Annotated in this window: 19 protein-coding genes; 12 read left to right on the forward strand and 7 right to left on the reverse strand. The window is 45.9% G+C overall.

Features of this window, described 5'->3' with window-relative positions:
- Positions 1-5: 5 nt before the first annotated feature.
- Genes P8P30_04985 through P8P30_05000 form a run of 4 tightly spaced genes read right to left on the reverse strand, consistent with a single transcriptional unit; the run spans position 6 to position 4,067 of the window.
- Complete coding sequence (locus P8P30_04985; protein ID MDG1286903.1) at positions 6-773, reverse strand: DUF1365 domain-containing protein; 768 nt, start codon at positions 771-773, stop codon at positions 6-8.
- Entirely contained in the window at positions 764-2,020 is a 1,257-nt protein-coding gene (locus P8P30_04990; GenBank protein ID MDG1286904.1) for an FAD-dependent oxidoreductase, read from the reverse strand. Before P8P30_04990 ends, P8P30_04985 begins: the two co-directional genes overlap by 10 nt.
- A 51-nt stretch (positions 2,021-2,071) precedes the next feature.
- Positions 2,072-3,358, reverse strand: a complete 1,287-nt coding sequence (locus P8P30_04995; GenBank protein MDG1286905.1) for a HAMP domain-containing sensor histidine kinase — start codon at positions 3,356-3,358, stop codon at positions 2,072-2,074.
- 34 nt (positions 3,359-3,392) lie between these two features.
- Positions 3,393-4,067: a response regulator transcription factor gene (locus P8P30_05000; GenBank protein ID MDG1286906.1), complete on the reverse strand. Its 675-nt coding sequence runs from the start codon at positions 4,065-4,067 to the stop codon at positions 3,393-3,395.
- A gap of 125 nt (positions 4,068-4,192) precedes the next feature.
- Between P8P30_05000 and P8P30_05005 the strand changes: the two genes are divergently transcribed.
- The 3 genes from P8P30_05005 to P8P30_05015 are packed head-to-tail and all read left to right on the forward strand — an operon-like array spanning position 4,193 to position 6,233.
- The gene (locus P8P30_05005) at positions 4,193-5,293 is read left to right on the forward strand and encodes a saccharopine dehydrogenase NADP-binding domain-containing protein (GenBank protein ID MDG1286907.1); all 1,101 of its coding nucleotides are present in this window, start codon (positions 4,193-4,195) and stop codon (positions 5,291-5,293) included.
- A complete protein-coding gene (locus P8P30_05010) occupies positions 5,277-5,804 on the forward strand; it encodes a DUF4166 domain-containing protein (protein MDG1286908.1) in 528 nt (175 codons plus the stop codon). Before P8P30_05005 ends, P8P30_05010 begins: the two co-directional genes overlap by 17 nt.
- A gap of 3 nt (positions 5,805-5,807) precedes the next feature.
- A complete protein-coding gene (locus tag P8P30_05015) occupies positions 5,808-6,233 on the forward strand; it encodes a type II toxin-antitoxin system RatA family toxin (protein ID MDG1286909.1) in 426 nt (141 codons plus the stop codon).
- Here the strand turns inward: P8P30_05015 and P8P30_05020 are convergent.
- Positions 6,215-7,411: an NAD(P)/FAD-dependent oxidoreductase gene (locus tag P8P30_05020; GenBank protein MDG1286910.1), complete on the reverse strand. Its 1,197-nt coding sequence runs from the start codon at positions 7,409-7,411 to the stop codon at positions 6,215-6,217. The genes P8P30_05015 and P8P30_05020 overlap by 19 nt on opposite strands.
- Before the next feature lie 75 nt (positions 7,412-7,486).
- Positions 7,487-9,733 carry a GNVR domain-containing protein gene (locus P8P30_05025; GenBank protein ID MDG1286911.1) on the reverse strand — a complete coding sequence of 749 codons (2,247 nt, stop codon included), beginning with the start codon at positions 9,731-9,733 and terminating at the stop codon, positions 7,487-7,489.
- Positions 9,734-10,292: 559 nt separating this feature from the next.
- On the opposite strand from P8P30_05025, the gene P8P30_05030 reads away from it, so the two are divergent.
- Together P8P30_05030 and P8P30_05035 are read left to right on the forward strand one after the other, a co-directional pair.
- The gene (locus P8P30_05030; protein ID MDG1286912.1) at positions 10,293-11,543 is read left to right on the forward strand and encodes a polysaccharide biosynthesis/export family protein; all 1,251 of its coding nucleotides are present in this window, start codon (positions 10,293-10,295) and stop codon (positions 11,541-11,543) included.
- 23 nt (positions 11,544-11,566) lie between these two features.
- The gene (locus P8P30_05035; GenBank protein MDG1286913.1) at positions 11,567-12,913 is read left to right on the forward strand and encodes an O-antigen ligase family protein; all 1,347 of its coding nucleotides are present in this window, start codon (positions 11,567-11,569) and stop codon (positions 12,911-12,913) included.
- A gap of 11 nt (positions 12,914-12,924) precedes the next feature.
- Here the strand turns inward: P8P30_05035 and P8P30_05040 are convergent, their stop codons facing one another.
- Complete coding sequence (locus P8P30_05040) at positions 12,925-14,043, reverse strand: glycosyltransferase family 4 protein (GenBank protein ID MDG1286914.1); 1,119 nt, start codon at positions 14,041-14,043, stop codon at positions 12,925-12,927.
- A gap of 271 nt (positions 14,044-14,314) precedes the next feature.
- Between P8P30_05040 and asnB the strand changes: the two genes are divergently transcribed.
- From asnB to P8P30_05075, 7 genes are all read left to right on the forward strand, one after another.
- On the forward strand, positions 14,315-16,159 hold the full coding sequence (gene asnB / locus P8P30_05045; GenBank protein MDG1286915.1) for an asparagine synthase (glutamine-hydrolyzing): 1,845 nt from the start codon (positions 14,315-14,317) through the stop codon (positions 16,157-16,159).
- Positions 16,160-16,177: 18 nt separating this feature from the next.
- The gene (locus tag P8P30_05050) at positions 16,178-18,001 is read left to right on the forward strand and encodes an ABC transporter ATP-binding protein (GenBank protein MDG1286916.1); all 1,824 of its coding nucleotides are present in this window, start codon (positions 16,178-16,180) and stop codon (positions 17,999-18,001) included.
- Positions 18,002-18,234: 233 nt separating this feature from the next.
- Positions 18,235-19,263, forward strand: coding sequence for an N-acetylneuraminate synthase family protein (locus P8P30_05055; protein MDG1286917.1), 1,029 nt, complete (start codon positions 18,235-18,237; stop codon positions 19,261-19,263).
- The gene (gene neuC, locus P8P30_05060; GenBank protein ID MDG1286918.1) at positions 19,263-20,429 is read left to right on the forward strand and encodes a UDP-N-acetylglucosamine 2-epimerase; all 1,167 of its coding nucleotides are present in this window, start codon (positions 19,263-19,265) and stop codon (positions 20,427-20,429) included. The genes P8P30_05055 and neuC overlap by 1 nt, the downstream gene beginning before the upstream one ends.
- The gene (locus P8P30_05065) at positions 20,419-21,123 is read left to right on the forward strand and encodes an acylneuraminate cytidylyltransferase family protein (protein MDG1286919.1); all 705 of its coding nucleotides are present in this window, start codon (positions 20,419-20,421) and stop codon (positions 21,121-21,123) included. Before neuC ends, P8P30_05065 begins: the two co-directional genes overlap by 11 nt.
- 151 nt (positions 21,124-21,274) lie before the next feature.
- Positions 21,275-22,399: a glycosyltransferase gene (locus tag P8P30_05070; GenBank protein ID MDG1286920.1), complete on the forward strand. Its 1,125-nt coding sequence runs from the start codon at positions 21,275-21,277 to the stop codon at positions 22,397-22,399.
- A 131-nt stretch (positions 22,400-22,530) separates the two neighbouring features.
- Complete coding sequence (locus tag P8P30_05075; GenBank protein MDG1286921.1) at positions 22,531-23,559, forward strand: EpsG family protein; 1,029 nt, start codon at positions 22,531-22,533, stop codon at positions 23,557-23,559.
- Positions 23,560-23,688: the final 129 nt, after the last annotated feature.

Genomic DNA, 23,688 nt, shown 5'->3' on the forward strand with positions numbered 1-23,688 from the left:
TCACATTACCATTTGGTAAGGTTGTCTGTACTGCTGAGTCGCTCTTTGCGTTGCGTAGGTTTGGAAATGTATTTGAGGCCTTTCGAGAGTAACTTTATTGCCTGCCAGTGAATCAAGAAGATGGTTTTGAGTGTGACCAGCGGATGCGTCCAGAAAGCTCGGCGTAGGGACTGCTTGGTAAGGGGGGTTAATGTTCCTGTCAGTGAGGTGATGAGCTGCTTTTCGCCTTGTGCATCGTAGAAATCAATCCAGATACCTAGTGTGTTTTTATTTAAGGAAAAACGGAATTGGTAACTTCCTTCACGTTTTAGGAAAGGCGAAACATGAAAGAGTTTTTGCGCCACTAGTAGGTCATCAGCGTCAATCACGCGGTGGTCGGTATGGGCGCAGAGATAATGATGCGTTTCCCCGAATGTGTTATTCACCTGTGCCAGCACTGCCCGTAATTGTTTATTTTCATCAAGGCATAACCAGAAACTAACCGGGTTAAATACATAACCCAGAATACGCGGCATACTGATGAGAGTGATATGTTCGGTAACGTCATTCAATCCGTAATCAGCCAGAATAGCTCTTATCCACGGTTCTAAATCTGCGCCCTCTTTGGCGCCATGGTCTTTTGCATGAAAGCTCATCATGGCGGGGAGTTTAATTTCGGCGATTTCCACCAAAGGAAGCGCCAGGTAATACATGCTATAGGTAAAAGCATTCACCTTGGGGAATAGCCGTTTATGCATCACCTTGGCCGTATAAATCTGTGGGGTTATTTCCACGGAATATCGACTCCGAGTTCCTTTGCGACACGCACGGCACTCCATAGTCCATCCTCATGAAAGCCGTTGCGCTGCCAAGCACCGCAATACCAGATGCGGTCTTTGCCTTGAATTTCATGCATCCGCGATTGTGCATGAATCGCGGATGCATCAAATACCGGATGTTCAAATGAGTAGCGATCCTGAATGGTTGCAGCATCCGGTGCGCGCCCGGGGTTAAGGGTAACAATCACAGGAATTTTCGTGTCTAGTGGTTGGAGGTTATTCATCCAATAACTTAAGGAAACAGCAGGGTTCTGGTCGTTACGCTGTTCGGATAGATACACCCAGCTTGACCATGCATTGCGTCGCTTCTGCATAAAGCTAGTATCTGTATGCAGTACCATCTCGTTAGGTTGGTAACGGATAGAACCCACGATATCCTGTTCCTTAGGCGTTGGGTTTTGCAACAATTGCATCGCCTGATCAGAGTGGCAGGCAAAGATGACTTGGTCGTATTTGTGAGTCTCGCCTTGCGCATCTTCAATCTCAACATAACCCTCATGACGCGTTACATGCTTGACGCCACAATTGAGTTTTATACGTTCTTTGAAAGAGGCACTAAGGCGTTTCACATATTCACGACTACCGCCCACCACCGTATGCCATTGGGGTTGGTCATTGATGCTGAGTAGGCCGTGATTATCAAAAAACTGCAGAAAGGCTTGTGCTGGAAAGGCTAACATTTTCTCCAGCGGTGTGCTCCAAATAGCCCCGCCCATCGCCAGCAAGTAATAATCGCGGAACCATGGGCCCAGTTTCATTTCATCGAGGCATTCACCTAGGGTAAGCGTGGTGTTTTGCTCTAGGTATTTGCCTGCTTGTTTATTAAAAGTGAGAATATCGCGGATCATCCTCCAATAAGCGGGGCGTAGTAAGTTACGCTTTTGTGCGAACATATCACCTAATTGCTGCGTGCCATATTCTAGCCAACCCTTATCAATGCTTACTCCGAAGGACATATCGCTTTTTGCTGTGGGAACCTTTAGATGCTCAAATAATGCCGTGAGATGCGGGTAATTGCGATGGTTAAACACGATGAAACCGGTATCCACTGGCACTTTTCCCTCCGGTACTTTTACCTCTACCGTGCGGCTATGTCCGCCGAGTACTTCGTTCTTTTCATAAACCGTAATCTCGTGGTGAGGGTGTAGAAGGTAGGCAGAGCTCAGCCCCGATATTCCTGTTCCGATAATAGCAATTTTCATGACTTCTTTATAACGCAATTGGTGCGCTGACCAACTTACAAAATGGTAAGGTTAGAAGATAATCTTTACCCATAAACCCGGGTGATTATCTCCGAGCGAAATCGTGCCTTTATGGAGCTCGAGCACCGCTTTGACTAAGCTAAGTCCCAAGCCACTACCGGCTTCATGGCGGCTCAGGTCGGAACGGTAGAAACGATCAAATACTTTTTCGCGTTCACCCTGTGCGATCCCAATGCCATGATCGGAAATGATGATTGTAATGCCATTACCCTGTTGTGTTAGTTCAAGTTGAATTTCGCTGTTTTGAGGTGAGAATTTAATCGCATTATCTAGCAAGTTTGCGAAGAATTGGAACAGCAAGTCGCGGTCTCCAGAAAAGGCTGAACTCTCTAAAATTTTGGCATTAATGGAGATTCCTTTCTCTTCTGCTAACGGTTCATATAGTTCGACGACGTCTTGTAGTAATGACCCCAAATCCAGTACTTTAAAACTCTGATGGCGTTTGCCTTTCTCTATATTGGCAATTCTGAGTAATGCATTAAAGGTGGAAAGGAGGCCATCTACCTCACTTAAAAGGACTGCTTGCTCTTTCTTGGTGGTGGATTCTTCTTGTAGTGATTCCAGTTGATTACGCAGGCGTGTTAGGGGAGTACGTAAGTCATGAGCGATATTATCAGCAACATCACGAACATCTTGCATCAACTCTTCAATGCGTGCGAGGAGGAGGTTCAAGGCTTCGCCCAGATTGCTTAAATCATCCCAGTTAGAATCAATCTGTACGCGGCGGCTTAAATCGCCTGTTTCAATGATTTGTCCGGCGATTCCACCGATTCGGTTAATGCGGCTCACCACAAAATAACTGATGAAAAAGCTGACGCAAATGACGGTGAGCATAAATAAGAACATCAATAGACTGAGCCATTTTAAACGTTGATGGCTGGCGATAATATCGTCAATATTACGGGCGACCAGCAAACGAGTGCCATCATCAAAGGTATGTATTTTAGCGGCGAGTTGACGGTTTTCACTTTGAAAGCTAATCAACCCTTCGGCGATACGGTCGACCTGTTTGGGTGTTTGGGGTAGGTTCCCGGCCAGCTTTTGTTCTTGCGTATTTTGATAGAGATAGAGCGGGTGGGCTTGTTGTGCCGATTTTTCGGCAATGAATGCGGTTTTCTCTTCTTTTGAAAGTGCTTCCATAAGCGACAAAGTGTTAGTAATTTCAGAATCAATCGCCGCTTCTGTCTCACGAATAAAATTCTGTTGGCCAAAATCATAGAGTAGCCAGCCCAGAATCAATCCACACCCGGTTAACAGCACCGTGAATAGCACCGCCATCTTGAAGCTGGAACTCTGCGTATAGCGAGTGCTTTTAATTTTCGATGATGTAGCCTGCACCGCGCACCGTCTGAATAAGTTTGCCTTCTTTATCGCCGATTTTCTTGCGTAATCGGCTGATATGCACATCGATCACATTGGTTTGCGGATCGAAGTGATAATCCCAAACCGCCTCTAATAGCATTGTGCGTGTCACAATCTGGCCTTTATGGCGTAATAAATATTCCAACAGACTAAACTCGCGGGTTTGTAAATCGATCGCTTCAGTAGCCCGTATGACTTTTCGGGATAATAAATCAACTTTCAAATCAGCGACGGATAGCGCGGTCACTTGATTTCCACCTCCCTGTGGGTTTCGCCTACCTAAGACTTCAACCCGTGCCATCAGTTCGGCAAAAGCGAAGGGTTTGACCAGATAGTCGTCGCCGCCGGCATGCAGGCCTTTGACGCGATCATCCACTTCGCCTAAAGCGCTTAGAATGATGACAGGGGTTTGGTTTTCTGATCCACGCAAGGTTTTTAAAATTGTTAAACCATCCAGTGATGGCAGCATACGGTCTAGAATGATTACATCATATTCTTCGGTTGTCGCCAGAAACAGCCCCTCTTTGCCATCACTGGATACATCCACGGTATGTCCCGCTTCCTTCAGCCCTTTTACGATATAGGCTTGCACTTGTGCATCATCTTCAATCAGTAATATTTTCATATTAAATCGCTTAAGCTTCTCAATTATTTGCCGTTACCCGTTTATAGCAGAAGTTTGGTGAGTCATTATAACGATAATCCTTTTATCATCTATACTGTAAGGCGAAATCGTTTAAAATAAACGGTATGAGAGTCTTGATTCTAGGCGGTTATGGGGTGTTTGGTAAGCGTATTGCTGAAGCGCTGGCGAGTGAAGGGAATCTGACACTCATTATTGCCGGGCGCAGTGTAGGGAAGGCGCGAAGGTTTGCTGATACGTTAGGCGTAGAGGCCGTTTATATCGATATCTATCAAAATCTAAAGGCGGCGTTGGAAGAGGTGAACCCTCACATTATCATCAATTGTTGTGGGCCATTCCAGGGGCAGGATTTTACCGTCTTTGAGCAATGCATGTCGCAGGGAATTCACTATATCGATTTAGCGGATGGCCGTGACTATGTGGCGCAGTTTGTGCAAAAAGATAAGCAAGCCAAAGACGGTAATATGATGGCTTTTACGGGTGCAAGTACGGTTCCGGCAATCTCCTCAGCGATTATCGATAGTTTGCTGGAAACGGATTTTTCCGAGATTCACGTACTGGATTATGGAGTGACGCCAGGTAATCAAACCGAACGCGGTGTCGCTACGGTGGCCGCGATCTTAAGTTATGTAGGTAAGTCTTTTTTGACTTTGGTCGAGGGAGAAAAAAACTCAATATGGGGCTGGCAGGACTTAAAGCGTGTGACCTATCCCTTTATAGGTAAACGCTGGATGGCGAATTGCGATATCCCTGATTTAGATTTTTTTCAAGCGCGGTACCCTACACTTAAAACAATCCGTTTCTTTGCCGGGTTAGAGCTGTCGATCTTACATTTAGGATTATGGTTAGTGTCGTGGCCCGTGCGCTGGCGATGGCTAAGCAGTTTAACGCCTTTTGCATCATTATGCCGTACTATTAGCCTATGGTTTTACCCATTGGGAAGTCAAAATGGCGGGATGCACCTGCATGCCAAAGGGATTGATCGGGAGAATCGAGCCAAAGCAGTTCAATGGTATCTCATTGCAAAGGAAGGGCATGGGCCGTATATCCCTGCAACGCCCGCTGTGATTATCACCAAGAAAATTGCTTCCGGGGAATTAAAAGATAGGGGGGCTTATGCTGCAGTTGGATTCATGAGTAAGGATGAATTGATGGCGCAATGGCAGGCGCTGAATATTCGCGAGGTCAAGCATGAAGCCGCTTTATAAACGAATTCTCGGCGATACCTATGCGCAACTTCCGCAAGCCGTGCAAGCGCTGCATGCCTATGAGGGGGAGGCGCTATATCGCGGGCATTGCGATGTAGAGCGTGGGAGTCATGGCCTATCAAATTTCTTCGCGAATTTGTTATCATTACCCAAAGCGGGGAAAGCGGTGGAGGTGGCAGTGAAGTTCTCTCAACAAGGCGAGAAGGAAGTTTGGCAGCGTAGTTTTGCAGGGAAACCGTTTAAGTCAGTGCAGTGGTTGCAGGGTGGGTTGCTCTATGAACGTTTGAATTTTACGACCTTGTTATTTGAGGTGGTTGCAAATTCTGAGTGCTTATCCTTGAACTTAAAGGGAGTGCGAGTTTTAGGCATACCCATGCTTGCATTTCTACGTCCCAATGTTGTGGCGCAGGAGCATGAGGTGGAGGGGAAGTTTCAATTTACTATTCATACCATTGTGCCGATTATCGGTTTGCTGGTCGCCTATAAAGGCACGTTAGAGAAGGTGGATTAGAAGATGCCCAAAGTTTCAAATAAGCGAACTGTCAATTCCCCCATTGCGGATATTTTTCATGCAGTGCTGGATGTGGAATCTTACCCAAAGGTTTTGGCGTTTGTGCGCGAGGTGAAGGTATTGGCTCGCACGGAAGGCGAGTTAACAGCGCGAGTCTTTGTCGGACTGCCAGCGCTTAACTTTTCCTATGATTGCCAGATTACTCATGCGACTCCTGAATTGATTGAGATCGTTATGATTAAGGGGCCATTTAAGCGGTTAAATGCGTCATGGAAATTTGCGTCGTTGAGTGAGAAGCAAACTGAGATTACCTATTCGCTTGATTCACAATTTAGCAACCCATTGATGGAAATGACGGCTGGCGCCATTTTCGCGAGTCAGTTGAACCAGTCGATTCGGGCGTTTGAAGATTATTTGCGTAACGTGTAATCGCTTGCCCATCTCCCTGGATTAAGGCTGGAGAATAAACCTGTTTTCGTGCCCGTTAGTACCTGTGCGGCAATGCGGCGGGTAATCGAAATTTTGCAGGTCAAATCACAAGTAAAAAACCGCAACTTGGCGAAAAATAAACTATCCGATTGGAAAAATGGCGTTAAGAAGCGACTGGCTGTTTGGTAAAAATTTATATGTTTGCGTCGGCGTTTCTCATAGAGCATGAGTGCTTGTGAAACCGACTCAGACTCGGCAATGGATTCGGAAAGCACCAGCGCATCTACCAGCGCTAAATTAGCACCTTGCCCTAATTGTGGGCTGGTGCAATGGGCCGAGTCACCGATAAAGACGATGTTATCCGTATAATATTTGCGCAAGACAACATCGCGGTAATTGGCAAACATGAGATCATCATGCGAGGTGAATTGCTCCACGACCGATTTTGTTTCTGGCCATAAGGAAATAACATAATCTTGCCACTCCCTAAAATCTTGCTCTCGCCATGCCGCATAGTCTTTTGTTTTCATGCTCCAAAAGAAAGCGGCTAATTCTTTGCCCGTTTTTGCCGATTTCCCGACCGGCAATATGCCAATCATATGGTAGGCGCGTTTATAGCGTTGTTCAAGGGTATCAAGCTGAAACACGTTTGTGTCAATTTCGACAATCGACCAAACCGCACCAAAGGGGTAAGACCTATCGCGCTTTACATCTGCATATTGGTCGCGCAGGACTGAGCCCGTTCCGCTTGCATCAATGATCATGTCAGCGACCTGAAAGTCATCAACCGTCGTGATGTTGCTGTTTGGGATAATGTTGACTCCCGTAGCGATGGCTTTTTCATAAAGCGCTGAAAATAAGTTGCCACGGTGTGTGCCAACCCCGAAAAGATGTGATGCAAAGTCACGGTAATGCACTTCTAGCGTTGAAGATCTTTTATGCGCCACTTTGCCATAGAGCCGGTCAATTCGGCTGCCAGTATTAATGATATGCTGATCTAAACCGAGTTTCGCCAATACTGCAAGCCCGGTGGGTTGAATCAATAGCCCTGCACCAATGGGTTTCGGGTGCTCAAATTTCTCATATAAGGTGACGTGATTCCCATTTTCCTGAAGGAAAGTTGCGGCAGAAAGTCCCGCTGTTCCTGCGCCGATAATCGAAATTTTCAAATTTTTCATGCAAAGTTTTCTGTAATTTCTCTGGTAAGAGCAGTAGAGGAATCACGGTAAAATTCAAGAAATGGTGAAGCTTATTTAAGCCACATCTTCTGTGTACCCATAATATCCGTAGAGCGTTACTGCCTCGGAGTCGACTTGTGTCAATAAAGATCCGACGGTTTTTTCGGCGACTTCTGGAGAGCGCAGGAGTGCTTTTCGCACCATATTTGGGTTTGTTTGTCCCCAATGCGCGAGGAAGATAAAACCATCGATAGAATGGGCTACTGCACGCGCATCTGCAATATTCATAATCGCGGGGAGATCAATTAACACCACATCAAATTTTGGTTTTAGCCGGGCAATCAATTCATCCATTTGACCTGACGCCACCAAATTCAGGTTGGTGGTCGGGGTGCTGAGCCCTTTTGCCGGGATGAAAGAGAGGTTCGCTACGTTTGTTTCGTGGCAAATAGCATCAATCTGAGCGGTGAAATCTTTTTTATCTTTCCCACCCATTGCATGCGCTAACTCATAAAATCCACTCTGAGCTTGAGGGAAGAGCAATTTTGTCAAACTCGGGCGTCGGAAATCACAGTCAATCAATGCGACTTTGGCTCCTGTTGTTGCGAGATGTTTGGCGAGAAAACAAGAGGTGGTAGACTTTCCTTCTCCCGGTTGAGCAGAGACAAAAGAAACCGCCTTGGTCTTCTCATGTGGCGCACTGAACTTAATGGCAAGCTGTATCGTTCGCATGACTTCTGAAACAATGCCGGTTTGCTGATCTAACATCTCGGTCATCGTATCAAATACGTCTGAATTGAATGAGGGATTCTTGTCTCGATGCGATGTTTTTGTGCCTAAAGGAAGTGTCTTGCTTTCGTCTTTATGCAGCTCGACCTTTGGAATCATACCAAGGCAGGTGCGCTGGGTGGCTTTCTCGAGTTCCTCGGCTTTGCGAATATATTTATCGAGCCGTTCGCGTAAGAAGATGAGACCAATCCCTGCCGTTGCACCGAGGAAAATAGATAAAATCAATACAAGCGGCGTATTAGGCCAGCTAGCATAAGCGGGAAGAGCGGCGTAGCTTATGACTCGTCCTTGAACAAAAGGAGCGGATTGGCGTTGCACTTGTTCATTAAGGTTGTTCAAAAGTTTGGTGTAAAGTTCTTGTATTGAGCTGGCGCCGCGTTGCAATTCACGCAATTCAATTTGGTCTCGCTGACCTGACAGGGAGATATCCGTGACCGCCGCTAACTCTTCCTGTAATTTCTCTTGTTTTGAGAGTGCGATATCATATTCATTTTTATGGCCCTGAACGACGCGCGTATATTCGTCGGTCATTAGATTTTTAATGTCGTTTAGTTGGCTCTCAAGGTTGGTATATGCCTGATGGTCTCTCCCTTGATCTCGTTTAATTTTTGACGCCCGTTGTGACAGGTCAATATATTGGCTGCGAAGGTTATTTAAGACCCTGTTATCTGTTAAATTTCCAATCACTTTATCGGGGCTGTCATCTTCTAAAAGAGCATTCAGACTCTCATAACGCGCCTTTGCGTGAGCTGTATCTGTACGCGCAATAATTAAATTCCTGTTTAATTCGGAAAGTTGCTGGTCCGTCAGAGAGTCAACACGCGAGGTATCGACAATACTTTTTTGCGATTTGTAATTTTCAATTTTTTGTTCTGCTAAATTTAGATTTCCGCGTAATTTTTGGACACCTTCTGATAGCCATGTATTGATGCGTTGTGAGGCTTCATATTGTGTGACAAGCTCTTCTTCTAAATAAACATCTGCGATAAGATCGGCCAGTGTCTGTGCTTTCTTTCGGTCATGCGAAGTATAGCTAATATCCAGCACGTAAGTGCGCCTGACACGCTCTACCACTAAACCATCTCGAAATTCTTGAAAGGTGGCTTTTTTCAATTTCTCTTTTTCAAGGAGTTTTTCTGCTTTTTCATTGCCAAATAATAGACCTCTGAAGGAGTGGAGTAACCCATTGCGTGATGTTTCTAAATCTTTGTAGATATTTGCACGTTCAGCGGCTTTTTCGAGCAATTTACTTGAGTGCATCACTTCTATTTGACTATCAAGAATCAAATTCTCTCGGAAATTCATCATTTGCATTAGCCGGTCTGGCATAACGGCCGCCTGACGTGGGTCAATAAGAATGGAGGTCGTCGCGGTGTAAAGAGGAGCCGTTACCGTAATGTAAAAAACGCCAAGCATAAAACAGGTGACCATACATAAAGCGACCAACTTGCGTTTTCGGTGTAAAGTGGCAAGGAATTCTTTTGCATAGAGCAGCGCATCAAATTCATATTCCGTATCCGTATTATTTTGCATATTTGGAATAGACCGTCCTAGCTCTTCTTATCTGTGTCGATATTAGACGAAATTCTTAACGATGGAAAGAGAGCAATACAATCAAAAAGAGTGAGTAGGGGGATAAGTTGTGTCTCCGCAACTTTTACATGAACCGCTTAAGGCGATTTTTATGAAAGGCAAAAAATTGTCCCCAACCTTTGACGCTGAATAGTTTGCTAAGATATTTGCGGGGATCAAACGGGCTTAAGAATAGCTATTCTGAAGCCCTACGACTTTTGGCATTTTGTTTGTGGTATTTAAAGGTTTATTTTTGATTCTCTTTCAAAGAGAATTTTTTATTACTCAGGTATTTATGAGACAGGTATTTTTTAAGAGGTGTTGTGATATCTTAATGTGTTACGCCTGTTTTCCCAAAACTGTTCTAATATTAATACAGTTTTCTATAAAACCAACGCTCAGGTACGTTTAAATTTCCTTCGTTTCGAGTATTGCTCTACTATTGGGTTCTCTATTTGATACATTTCTTGAAGTTTTGGTACGCTTCTTGAAGTGAGTTCCAAAAGGAGTACCTAATAGGATGTTGATACGTAGTATGATGGCAGGCAAATTGGTAGACACTATAACGACTTGTGGTTCTTCTGCAGGGCGATGCGGGGGTTTACTGTTGATAACTTCTTTCATGCTGAGTGGCTGCGGTGCTGTTCCAGCGGATGGACCTTCTGCAAGCTCAGTTGCGGAAGCCGCGGGCGAGCGCATTACCGGTAGTAGGGATGGTAAGTCCGATGGTAACCTTCCTTTCGTATTTATTGATGCCAATGATGAGAATGTCGATATTGTCTCGCAGGCAAATGGCGATGGCTATTTCAAAGAAGAGTTTACCGATCGCCGGGATGCTGCTGATATTCGTATTGGGTTAGGCGACACTATCCGCGTGACTATTTTTGAAGCAGGCTCCGGCGGGTTATTCGTGCCGGCAAGTGGCTCGCTAAGCTCTGGGAATTTCGTTTCCATCCCTGACCAAGAGGTGGACCGTACCGGTAGTGTTACCGTTCCTTATGCTGCTAAAGGTAAAGATGGTGGTGTTGTAAAAGTCTATGGGCGTCGTCCTATCGAAGTGCAGGCAGATATTGAAAAGCGTCTTGCGGATAGAGCCATTGAGCCACAGGTCGTTGTCACGATTGTTAGTCGAACGTCGAATCTTTATTCTGTGATCGGTGATGTGAATGGGTCTGGACGTTTCAACGTACCGCAAGGGGGCATTCGTATCTTGGATGCTATCGGTATGGCGGGTGGTCTTAGCGGTACTGATTATGAAACACTGGTTACGTTGCAGCGTGAGGGTAAGTCGGTGACGGCAAGAATCCTTTCATTGTTGAAGCGACCGCAAAATAACATCTTTGTCCGCCCGAACGATATTATTTCTCTCAAGAAAGAGGAGCTCTATTACAATGTTCTTGGAGCGGTGACGGAGAGTGGCCGTGTCGCGTTGAGTGAAGAGAAAGTTATGTTAGCAGATGCGATTGCGCGAGCTGGTGGGCTGGATATTGAACGTGCTGAAGCAAGTTCGGTGCTGATTTACAGAGAAGAGAAGAAAGAAGTTCTTCAAGGTATTGGGGCGCAAATAGAGAGCCCTCAATTAGCTCAACGCGAGACAATTCCAACGGTTTATCGTGTCAATTTACGCGATCCTAAAGGGGTCTTTATCGCGCGAAAATTACAGTTGCACCATAATGATATGATCTATGTTGATAATCATCCGATTGTAGGAACAAGCCGTATTCTGTCGATTGTACGTGACCTTCTCGTCGTCCGCGTCATTGATGGCTAAAGCGCGGAGTTTCATTTTCTAAAATGCAGGCGCTATTAAAACGTAATCGATTAGAATATTGCGCGATGTTTCTTGCTTTACTTCTATCGATTGCCTGCGCCGCACGCGGCTTAGTTTATGATGATTTGCTAATCGTTGGGTTGTGTTTTTCCGTACCGCTTATGTGGTTTAGTTTTAGCGATGATTATAAAGCACATCCGTTTTTTGCAAAGCTTGGGCTGTGGGTCGTTACTGTTTTCTTACTATGGAGCGGTTTGCAATGGGTGCTGGTTACTTCAATCGATATCTCTGCTTGGCAATCTTCGGTGAGTAGGGTGATTTTTGTGGCAACGATTGGGTTTATTGCTTTGCAGGTTGGCTCGAGCGTTTCGGCCTCACGGTTGTTTTTCCTCAGCCTATTACTCTTAAGTATTATCATGGTGTGTATTAGCTTTTTTTTGCACCGGTCGGAGGTGTCGCTGATTTCTACCTATTACGCCTATGAGTTCATTAACCCTAACAATGCCGCAAGTTACTTGGGGGTGATGCTCATTATTTGCATTTCGCAGCTGCACAGTCTTATTCGCCAGCATATGAAAGGAGCAGGGCAATCCATAGCAGAGCGAATTGAGAACATGAAGTTGAGCATTGTCATACAAATCTTGTTGGTGCTATTTGGCTGTGTGTTATTTCTAGCTGCGCTTTTTCTAACCGGTTCGCGTGGCGGAGTGATTATCTCGCTCGCGGTATGTGGCCCTCTTTTTATAGGGCTGATCCTTAAGCGACGCATGAGTCGTGGTATCAAAAAGCGTTCACTTTCGCTCTTTTTTGGGAGTGTGTTGACGGCTCTGGTGATGGGGTGGGTTTTTAACCAGCACGGCTCCGGTTTGATGCAAGATATTCTTGTCCAAGGGCTTGATGGGGATGTTCGACCTGAGCTATTTGAGGCGGTTATTCCCATGATAATGGACCAACCTATTTTAGGGCATGGGCTTGGCGGGTTTGCTTCGCACTTTCAGCCCTATCGTTCCGAAGTGATGCCAGTGGAAGGGTTATACGATAAAGCGCACAGTCATTATTTGGAGTTGGCCGCTGAGATGGGGCTCATCGTGTTCGGAGGAGTGCTTTTGGTCGCTGTTATAGTGCTTCGTCAATTTATCGTCGCTATTCGAACGCGCAAAAAACATTATGCAATACCAAGTATGGGGATCGCGGTGTTGACGTTGATGGCGCTTCATTCCACCATTGATTTCCCGTTACAGATACCGGCTATCTTAGCGTTGGTTACCTCTGTGTTGGTCATTAGTGTGGTTCAATCGGATAAGCATTATATTCTCAGTCGGTCGAATAAATCTCGTAAAAAGGCTCGCAAGCGGGTTCGTACAGTTTAAGCGAGAGTGGCTTATTGGATGAGCGATTCGATTTTATTCAAATAAGCATCCAGAACGATTTGCTGATCAAATTCTTTTTCGGCCTTTCGGCGGCTTGCTTGCCCCATTTTGGTGCGCTCCTCGGGTGAGAGTTTAATGAAGTCGATCATCTTGTTCGATAAGTCTTCTGCATCTTTTAAGTGACAGAGGAAGCCATTCACACCTTCATCAATCGTATGTTTGCAGCCCGGTACGTTCGTGGCGATTAAGGGGGTGCCCATCGCTAGGCCCTCTAGTAATACACGCGACATTCCTTCGCGGTAAGAGGGGAGAACTACCACATCATTTTCTGCGATAATATCGCGTACATCATCGCTTTCGCCAAGGTAGTTAATAACACCTTCTTCTGCCCAGCTTTGAATCTGATCGGGCGTGATGGCCGTTCGGTTTGCAATGCCATGTGGGCCTAGTAAGTGAAATATCGCATGAGGGTGGCGCTTCTTCACAATACGTGCCGCATCCACATATTCGCCGATCCCTTTATCCCATAACATACGGGCGATCAGCACAAAGCGAATCGTGTCTTCGGGCTGTTTGGGGCGGGGTTGATAATGCTTTAAATCGATGCCAGAGCCAGGAAGAAGTTCTGTTTTCGAGGCGCTAACGAGCTTTTCTCGGATGAAAAGCGCACGGTCCTCGTCATTTTGGAAAAATACGCAAGATGAAAATTTGAATGCCTGACGGTAGAGCATTTTGGCGATGAGCGTCATCCAATTGCGTTTGATGAAAACGGTCCCCAACCCAGAGACATTATTGATGATCGGTATGCCTAGTAAGCGACAAGCGAAGCTGCCATAAACATTGGGTTTGATCGTATAGCCTAACATCACTGCTGGCTTTAGTTTTTTCAGTAAGCGAACATAGCGACAAAACAGTATGAAGTCTTGTAGTGGAGAGGTGCCAGCATTGCTCATTGCGATAGGGTGGTGCTCGTCAACGAGTTTTTCTAGTCGCGCGCTATAAGCATCCTCAGGTGCGGCGGTGACGACTTCATGACCCTTCTCCTGCAGCATCTTAATTAAGGAGCTTCGGAAGTTATAAATGTTCCAAGAGGCGTTGATCGATATGAGAATGCGGGTTTTATTACTCATGAGCTGAACCTATTGAAACAGAGCGTTTGGGTAAGGAAGGTAGGCAGTTGAGTTATTGGCAAAAAGGGGTCTAGACGGAAATGCAGTACGCCTCAAGTTTAGTGGAGTGAAAAAAGGTGGAAGCAAAATAAGTGCGATATAGGCTGACATAGGGTTCCTATGTTTTTGACAGAAGGTTCCTAAATTTTATACAGTTTTTAGAATAAGTTCCAAGCGAAGAAAAATGAAAAACCAATAGTCATTCTCCCTAGATTCTGTGATAATTCGCCGCATGTGCGGCATTGCAGGAATATGGTCATCAAAAGCGGTTGATTTGGAAAAGATCGCTGGGGATATGGCTAATCGCTTAACCCATCGCGGACCCGATGATCAGGGGGTGTGGAGCGATGCACAGGCCGGAATCGCGCTGGCGCATCGTCGTTTATCAATCATCGATCTCTCATCTGCGGGGCATCAGCCTATGGTGTCAGCATCGGAACGCTATGTGCTGAGCTATAATGGTGAGATTTATAATTTTCAAATATTGCGCGAGCAACTTGATACTCCTTGGTGCGGCTCTTCCGATACAGAAGTTTTATTGGCAGCCATAGAGGCATGGGGTGTTGAGAAGGCACTGCAGACCTTTAACGGCATGTTCGCTTTTGCTTTATGGGATAGAAAAGAGCAAACCCTGACGCTCGCGCGTGACCGTATTGGTGAGAAGCCGCTCTATTATGGTAGGTGGAAAGATGAGTTGATTTTCGCCTCTGAGCTTAAAGCTTTTAAGGCATTGGATGAATTCGCTTCCGCCATCAACCGTGATGCGCTTTTGCATTATGCACGCTACAGCTATATCGCCGCACCCCAGTCCATTTATGAAGGCATAAATAAGCTTGAGGCAGGGCATTATGTCACGATTCCTCAGGGTGAGCATAATCCTAAGCCTCAAAGTTATTGGTCTTTGAGCGAGCAGATGCAGGTGGCGTCATCGAATCGCTATACGGCGCCCGAAGATGAACTGGTGGGTAGATTAGAAGAAGTGCTGGGTGGGGCGGTTAAAAAGCGTCTTATTGCCGATGTTCCATTAGGGAGTTTCCTATCCGGCGGGATTGATTCGACCGCCATCACCTTGCTGATGCAGCAGCAATCTTTGAGGCCGGTCAAGAGTTTCAGTATCGGGTTCGATGAGGTAGGGTTTGATGAAGCCCCCCACGCGAAAGCGATCGCGAATTATTTAAAAACAGAGCATACGGAGCTTTACGTCACCGCAAACCAAGCGCTGGATGTTATCCCTAAATTACCGCAGATTTTTGATGAACCGTTTGCCGATTCCTCGCAAATTCCGACTTACCTAGTTGCTGCAATGGCGAAAGAGCATGTGACGGTTGCGCTGTCTGGCGATGGCGGGGATGAACTTTTCGGTGGCTATAATCGCCATATTCATGCGCCGGGATTATGGAAAAAAATCCAGCTTATGCCATATCCACTTCGCAGCATGGCAGCGCATTTTCTGGGAACATTGCCAATTCGTTCGTCGGGACATCGTCAGAAACTAATGCAGGCTATGGATGCTCGCACGCAAATCGAATTTTACCAATCGCTTTGCTCAATTTGGCATGAACCGGAATCGCTGGTGATTGGTGCTAGCGAGCGCATTCCCGAGCAAAGCCTCGATAAGCCCTTTGCCGAGTGGATGATGCAGCAAGATACGCTGACCTATCTTGCGGGGGATATTTTAACCAAAGTCGATCGTGCGGCGATGGGGGTCAGTCTGGAAACACGTATCCCGTTCTTAGACCCAGAGGTGATGAATTTTGCGTGGCAATTGCCGGCAGAGATGAAAATTCGAGATGGGCAGGGGAAATGGATCCTACGTCAACTCCTGTATCGCCATATCCCTAAAGAACTGATAGATCGGCCAAAGGCTGGATTCGCGCTCCCGCTGGGGCAATGGTTGCGAGGGTCTTTGCGTGAATGGGCGGAGGCGTTGCTGGATGAATCACTTCTGCGCCAGCAAGGTTATTGGCGGCCTGAGCCGATTCTTTCCGCTTGGAAGGAGCTCCTCAAAGGCAATGATTTCATGGAAGCGCGTGTATGGAATGTGCTGATGTTTCAAAGCTGGCTTGAGAGCCAATAATCGCTAAGGTGCAGCAGTATGGTTGAGATGAATAGTTGGCGCAAAGCATGGGCGCTTTTGGATGAACGTGAGAAGCGACTCGCTTATATTACGTTGGTCATCATTTGCATCGGGGCGCTTTCTTCAGCCTTTATGGTTGGTTCGGTCGTGCCGTTCTTATCAGTTCTAGCGGATCCTTCGCAGATTCAAAGTCAGCCTTTGCTGGCTTGGGGCTATGAGTATTTCGGTTTCACCTCCTCTTACAATTTTTTGGCCGGTTTGGCATTTGCTAGCTTCGCGGCCATTATGCTGGCGAGCGTTATTCAGATTATCAAAACTTATGCCGTATTTCGGTTCTCGTTGATGCGTATGCACAGCATCAGTTACCGTTTGATGCGAAATTATTTAAGCCATCCGTATGAATTTTTCCTCAATCGCCATTCCGGTGAATTAGGGACGCGTATTCTGGCCGAAAGCCGCGAGGTGGTGTTGCAGTTTTTGCGCCCCGCAGCAGAGTTAGTGGCTTCCATTACGACGGTTATTGCCATTGTCGCTTTGCTTTTATGGATAGAGCCCGTGCTAGCTGCCTGTGCCTTTTTGGTATTTGGAACGCTTTACGGCATTACCTATAGCACCGTGCGGCGTTATTTACGCCGGTTAGGAAAAGAGCGTTTGGATAGTAATAGTGAGCGTTATCGCATTGCGACAGAAGCCTTTGGCGGCGTGAAGGTGATTAAGCTCTTAGGTCGAGAGATCGCTTACTTAAAGCGTTATACGAAATCATCTTACTATATGGCAAAGACGGAGGTGATCATCAACACGCTTTCATTCGTGCCACAATATGCATTGCAAGCTTTTGCTCTTGGCGGGATTTTACTGATTTGCGTGGTGATGTTAGAGCCTCCTGCTGAAGGGCAGGCAGCCTCGCTTGAGGGGGTGCTTCCATTATTAGGGGTATTGGCATTTGCAGGACAAAGGCTGATGCCGGAACTCTCAGTGATTTACCATTCGCTCGCTAAAATTCAGGCTGGCCGTGCGGCGGTCGATGCGGTTTACGAGGATCTACTCGCCTTGAAAGGTGTAGCCTCCATCGCCCAGAGCGAAAATACGATTGGACTCAAAGATGCTATTCATTTTAAAGGAATTTCCTATCATTATCCCGCGGCGGAAAATGCTGGCCTTAAGGAGATTGAACTGAGCATTGAAGCCGGCGAGCGCATCGGTGTTGTCGGTACGACCGGCGCAGGAAAGACCACCTTAGCTGATATTACCTTAGGATTACTGTCGCCTCACTTAGGCGAAATCATCGTCGATGGAACTCCCGTCACGGATGAAAATGTACGCGATTGGCAAAGTAATGTTGGCTATGTGCCGCAGGATATCTTTTTGACCGATGCTTCCGTATCGGAAAATATCGCCCTCGGTATTCCGGCAGAAGAGATCGATCAGCAAAAGGTCGAAGAATCTGCGAAAATTGCGAAACTAGATCGTTTCATCCGTGATGAATTGGCGGCAGGTTATGCTACTTTGGTTGGCGAGCGTGGGATTAGGCTTTCCGGTGGGCAAATTCAGCGTATCGGTATTGCGCGTGCGCTCTATCACAATGCCGATTTTATCGTATTTGATGAAGCGACCAGCGCGCTCGATAATGTGACTGAGCATGATGTTATGAGCGCGGTGGACGCGCTTCCAGGCGATAAAACGATTCTGCTGATCGCTCATCGCCTGACAACGGTGAAGCGATGTGACCGTATTGTTGTGCTAGATAAGGGCCGTATCGTTGGCTGTGATACATGGGAAGTTTTGATGAAAAATAATAGCGTATTTCAAGCTATTGCTAAAACAGGTCAATCGGAAACGTAACGATGCTTGTCAGGCTGAATTTATTTCAGCCTCCATTCATCTATTTGCAAGATTATTAAGTGTGGCGCGATGGACCCTGAAACAAGTGCAGGGTGACTCTCGAGAGAGGGTGTTAAAGTTTATCAAGTGGGCGAGAGTGCTATTTGTGTTAGAAGTTAGATAGAGGTTGCCGCTCTGCATTGAACGGTTTATCGGTAGTAATTAAGTAATATAGAAAGAGGGGGGGGAGTTTTATGTTTCTGGAGAAATTGAAAGATCAAAGCCAACCGCTTATCATTGCGGAGATTGCACAGAACCACGATGGCTCGCTCGGTATGTGCTACGCTTATGTTGATGCTCTGGCAGATGCGGGCGCCCATGCGGTGAAATTTCAAACCCATATTGCTTCGCAAGAATCGACACTTGATGAGCCGTTTCGCATCAAGTTCTCGAACCAAGATGAGACTCGCTACGATTACTGGCAGCGTATGGAATTTACGGAAAGCCAGTGGGTCGGTTTAAAAGAACATGCCGATACAAAAGGCATTCAATTCCTTAGTACGCCTTTCTCCGTTGCGGCGGTTGAATTGCTGGATCGTGTCGGAGTGCCGATATGGAAAGTTGGCTCTGGCGATACACTCTCTCGCGAATTGCTGGAGGCTATGATTGCCACCGGCAAGCCTATTATTGTCAGTACAGGTATGAGTGCATGGGCGGAAATTGATGCAGTGATTGATATGCTAAAACAAAGTGGCTCAGATTATACGATCATGCAATGTACCAGTATGTATCCGACACCGCTTCAGCAGACAGGCTTAAATATTCTAGACGAATTAAGCCAGAAATATGGTTGCCGTGTTGGGTTATCTGATCATTCCGCATCACTCTCTCCTGCTACGGCGGCCATCGCGCGTGGCTATAATTTAATTGAATTACACGCGACGTTTGACCGTCGTATGTTCGGGCCGGATATGAGCTCCTCGATCACCATTGAAGAGGTCGCGCAGCTCGTACGTTTCGCTAATGATGTGGCTGAAATGGATGCGAACCCCGTTGATAAAGATGAGATGGCCGCGCGGTTAAAAAATCAAAAAGCGTTATTTGCAAAGAGCGTTGCGCTCAAAATGGATTTGCCCATAGGGCATGTGATTGCTGAATCAGATATCACGTCGAAAAAGCCGGCAACGGGTATTGCTTGGGCCGATAAAGACCAAATAATAGGGCGAGAATTAGTGAAAGCTGTCGCCAGCAATAGGCTGTTAACGTTAGAGGATTTAAAGTAATGCGAAAAATATGTGTCGTCGTCCATAGCCGTGCCAATTACGGGCGTATTAAATCGACTATGCAGGCGATTAAAGACCATCCAGATTTGGAGTTGCAATTGATTGTTGGAGCCTCCGCTTTATTGCGTCGGTTCGGTGCGGTTATCAATATCATGCGCGAAGATGGTTTTACAGAAGATGCCGTCGTGCATTCCGTTTTAGAAGGTGAGGCACCCATAATAATGGCAAAATCAACGGGGCTAGCCATCATCGAATTGGCGACGCATTTTGAGAATTTAAAACCAGATATTGTGCTTACGGTCGCTGATCGATATGAAACGCTTTCGACAGCGGTTGCAGCAAGTTATATGAATATCCCCGTGGCGCATACCCAAGGTGGCGAGGTTACAGGCTCGATTGATGAAGCGGTTAGGCATTCCATTACCAAGCTCTCTCATATCCATTTTCCGGCCACAGAACGTGCAAGAGATTATGTCGTTCGAATGGGTGAGGACCCTGCTAAAGTATTTTTTACGGGCTGCCCGGCCATTGATTTGGTGGCTGGTTTAGATGTAACGTTACCCGCTGATATTTTTCAGCGCTATGGTGGCGTTGGGTCAGGCTTGAGTGTTGATAAAGATTATATCGTTGTTCTGCAGCATCCTGTAACAACTGAGTTTGGTTCAGGGCTAGAACAAATTAATGAAACGTTAAGTGCGGTTTATGAATTGGCAAAAGAAGGTATGCAAGTAGCGTGGTTATGGCCGAATGTTGATGCGGGGTCAGATGATATCTCGAAAGGTATTCGCGCTTTCCGCGAAAATAACGAAACGCCAAATATGCATTTTTTCTTGAATTTTGAGCCGGAAGATTATGCGCGCCTGATTGCGAATGCGAAATGCATTATTGGGAACTCCTCTTCAGGGCTGCGCGAGGGAGCGTTTTTAGGTATCCCTTGTGTGAACGTCGGAACGCGACAAGAAGGCCGTGAGCGGGCGAGTAATGTGATGGATAGCGATTATGACTCCACTCAAATTCTCGAAGCAACACGTAAGCAAATCGCTCATGGAAAATATGAATGTGATACGCTGGTGGGAGATGGTACGGCAGGCCTGAAAATGGCCGAGATTTTAACAACCGTTCCATTAGGTGTGCAAAAGAAAATTCATTATATTTATGACGAATAAGGGTATGGAAGAACCGTCTTTTTGTATCATTCCTGTTCGCGGTGGAAGCAAAGGAATCCCACGCAAGAATTTGGCAGAATTTAACGGCATTTCGTTATTAGAATGGACAATTAACCAAGCCATGGAAGTCTATCGTGCTGAGCATATTATGGTTTCCACTGAAGATGAAGAAATGGCGCAAGTCGCAAATGTATGTGGCATAAGGTTGATTAACCGGCCAGATGAATTAGCACAAGATAGCAGCACGACCAACGTCGTTGTCGATCATTTGCTGGCCGAAGTCGACCCTGATGGCGAGTTGTTCGGCCACTTCACAATTCTGCAAGTGACCTCGCCTTTGCGAAATGCGCAAGATATTGAGAAAGCCGAAAGCATGATGCAAGCGGGGGGGTATGATTCGGTCATCAGTGCCTATCAAGAGCAGAAGTCGCATCCCGCTAAAATGTATCAAATGCAAGAGGGTATGGCAGTGTCTGTCGCGCCTGAGATGGAGTATATGCGCCGTCAGGATTTGCCAAAAATATATCGTCGTAATGGCGCTATCTTCTCTTGTACGCGAGAATATTATGACCGTACCGACAAGCTATGGGGCGGCAATATGGGCATTGTTGAAATGCCACGCCAGCGCTCGGTTGATGTAGACGCATCGGATGATTTAGAACTCGCACGCGAGATATTTGAAACCTTATCTTAGAATAGAATTGGGGAGTCTTTTATACTGATGTTATGTAACGTATAGAAACTCAAACCGTTATTATTTGGATACTTCTTGACACAAAATACGATACGGCTGATGGTGTTGATCTTTCACCCATTATCACTCAAAGATTGTCAGAAATGCAAGTATGGTAGACGCTCCTGAAATGCGTATTATTCACGTGACAGTCTATAGCGACTTGCCATCTGGTGTGCGCAAGCAAATTTCGTGGGAGCAAAAAGCCAGTAAGGAACTGGTCGGCATCGAATGGAATCAGTTGGCCCTCCACGGCGGAGAGTCAAAAGAAGCGTTCGAGAAGCGTATACCCGCTATTTTTAGGTTGATAATTTTAAGAAATTTATATGCGTGGGTAGTCGTTAGAAGGCTGTGCCGCACCTATGATTTTGTTCTGTTGCGACATATGCCCTTTGACCCATTTGTATTTCTTTTCGCCCCCTTTCTATCGAATAGAATAGGCATTCATCACTCGAAAGAAATTGAAGAGTTACGTCTTATTCGCTCTGGCTTTAAAGGGAAGTTAGCTTCGTTCTTGGAGCGCTTCTCAGGGAAGTGTGCCGTAAAGAATGCACGTGCCATTCTTGGTGTGACGCCTGAAATTGCACAGTATCAGGTTGAATTAAGAGCAGCAGGCAAGCCTTACTCTGTCTATGCAAATGGGATCGATATGAGCAGCGTAGAACTATTGCCTGATAATAGGGATTCCCAAAAGATAGAAGTGGCATTCATTTGCCATACTTTCAGCAGGTGGCATGGGCTTGATCGCCTTTTCGATGCAATAAAGGAAGATGCAAACGCCGAACTTCCAACCAACCGAAGCGCTTCACTCATCATTCATTTGATTGGAAATCTATCGGATGAGCAGAGAATGACAATTGAGACAATCGAGAGTTTAAGTTCTGTTATTGAGATTCATGGTCACCTAGAGAGTGATGATTACCGTTCGCTTCTGTCGCGCTGCGATATAGGTATAGGCTCGCTTGCGATGGATAGGCAAAGCCTAACACAGGGGACCACATTAAAGGTGCGTGAAATGTTGGCCTTGGGCTTGCCTGTTTATTCAGGGCATGAAGATAGCTCGCTTCCTGAGAATTTTGCCTATTATAAAAATAATAAAATAGCGATACCTGATATGTGTGAATTTGCACGTTTGATGCAATCGCATACACGCGGGCAAGTGCGAGAGGACTCAGCGCCTTATATTGAGAAGGTTGTTTCAATGCAAAAAGTCATCCATTGGTTGCAGAGTCTATGAAAAGGGTTTTGCGCAGAAAAGAGCATAAAAATGAGGCCGGAGACATTGTGAATAGATGGTGCGGTTGTGCCGTTAACTATTGTCATGTTTTTGAGGTGTTATAAGCGATGTTTTCTTATTACATGCTATTTATGATGGCTGCTGTCCCCACAATGCTTGGCTATAATAGCCAAAGCATGCGCGCTAGCAGTGGTATTGCGCTCTATTGGCGGTTTATAGGTTTTCTCCTCATGGTGCTGATTGGCTTTCGCTACGAAGTAGGGGGTGATTGGTCCACCTATATGGAATATCTCGAACGTGTCAGGTATTTGTCATTTTTTGAAGCAATGCAAATAGAGGATCCAGGCTATATTGTTTTCAATGTCTTATCTGCAAAGCTGGGCCTCGGAATTGCCGGTGTAAATAGTTTATGTGCCATCATTGTTGTTACCGGTTTATTTGCCTTTTTAAGAACGCTTCCACGCCCGTGGCTTGGCCTTGTCTGTGCCATCCCCTATCTCGTCATTGTTGTAGGTATGGGATATACAAGGCAATCAGTTGCGCTAGGGCTTGTCATGCTAGGGATGGTCGCCATTAAGCGATCAGATTATAGAAAGTTCGTGTTCTGGGTTTTGTTAGGGGTTGCTTTCCATAAAACAGCGGTATTACTATTGCCGATGGCCGCACTGATTTCCACTCAAAGTCGGATTCAAAAAATTGGGATTGTGGCACTGGCAAGCATCGTGAGTTTTAACCTGTTCCTTGCTGACCAGACCGATTATTTGTATGATACTTATATTGATAATCAAGATATGAGTTCTGAAGGAGCCTTAGTTCGATTGCTAATAAATGCCATTCCTGGTGCCATATTTCTAGTACTATCTCGCCGATTCAAAATGACGCTAGCAGAGCGCACCTTTTGGAAACATTTATCGTGGTTATCTCTACTGATGCTTGTGCTGTTGTTTGTTACTGGTTTCTCTACGGCTCTTGATAGAATGGCGCTTTATTTAATTCCGCTACAATTACTGGTTTTTGCTCATTTTCCCGAGGCGGTAAAAGGAAATAGAGGAGGGGTTATTCTTGCAGTTATTCTTTATTATGCAGTCATTCTGATTGTATGGCTAAACTTTGCTGCCCATGCAAAATACTGGCTGCCATACCAGTTAGGTATAGGCTAGCAGTTTAAGAGACGATCAACTGAGCAATTTATAACACTCCGGCGGGCTCTATGTTGATTAGCGGTTGTAAGTATGAGCACATACGGTAAACAAATATAAAAAGCGGTATAAAAAACTGCTAAAGATAGG

The sequence above is a fragment of the Rickettsiales bacterium genome (genome assembly GCA_029252805.1).
Taxonomy (GTDB): domain Bacteria; phylum Pseudomonadota; class Alphaproteobacteria; order Rickettsiales; family JALZUV01; genus JALZUV01.